Raw genomic sequence first — 873 nt, forward strand, 5'->3', positions numbered from 1 at the left:
GACGACCTGGCTGAAGGTGGCCCGGTGGCCAGCCGTCGCTTCATAGGTCTCGCCGCGCAGATCGAGCACGACAAGCGAATGGGGCCACATCAGCGCGTTCGGAATGATCAGCGCCGCGCCCTTGCCCGACCTTGGCGGTCCGATGACGAAGCCGCCGACGTCATCGCCGTCGATCCACAGTTTCTTGCCGCCGCGAACTCTGGGGCGCGTCAGGCGCAATTTGCCCGTTCGCCGATCGCGGTGCGGGGCAAAGACGTTGACCAGTCTGCCGCCGGCGCGTCCGATGAAGATGCCCCTCGGCTTCAGCAGGCCAGCCCGGCGAATGTCCGCCATCGACATGAATTTCGCGTCGTTGCGCTTGGGCGACCGCATCAAGAATGCGCTCGCCAGCGGCAGGACGAAGCCGAATAGGGCCGCGGCGCCGGCGTATTGAAGCTTTGCGAAGCGTCCAGCTTTCAGGTCCGTCCAGGCGTAGCCGAAGACTGGCCGCGGATCCGCATTGAGGCTATCGAAGAGAAAATGCGATCCGGTGCTGTACCAGTCGGTCGCCGCGTATGCGACCACAAACAACAAGGCGCCCAGCGCCACGGCCATCAACGCCAGGAAGATCCCGCCGGCGATCTTTTCCATAATGGGCGCCCCCGTCAGATCGTCTCAGCCTTCGTGAACTTGATTTCGCCGATCGATCGGCGTCCGCCATCGCCGCGCACCATCTGCACGACGACCGGGATCACCTCGCGCAGGTAGTCGAGGATCTCGCTGCGAGATAGCCCGACATTGCTTTGCATGACCATGAGCGCCAGGCGCTCATAGGCCGAACGGGCCGAATTGGCGTGAACGGTTGTCAGCGAACCAGGATGGCCGGTGTTGATG

2 protein-coding genes are annotated in these 873 nt (G+C 63.7%); both read right to left on the minus strand.

Features of this window, described 5'->3' with window-relative positions; translation table 11 throughout:
* Positions 1-630 (minus strand): type IV secretory system conjugative DNA transfer family protein (locus EOA33_RS37170; protein ID WP_190234525.1); only part of this gene is annotated, 630 nt, incomplete at its 3' end.
* A gap of 14 nt (positions 631-644) precedes the next feature.
* The coding region (locus EOA33_RS37175) for an ATPase, T2SS/T4P/T4SS family (RefSeq protein WP_190234526.1) at positions 645-873 on the minus strand (229 nt) is incomplete at its 5' end.

It is taken from the genome of Mesorhizobium sp. M4A.F.Ca.ET.050.02.1.1 (assembly GCF_003997725.1).
In the GTDB taxonomy this organism is placed as follows: Bacteria; Pseudomonadota; Alphaproteobacteria; order Rhizobiales; family Rhizobiaceae; genus Mesorhizobium.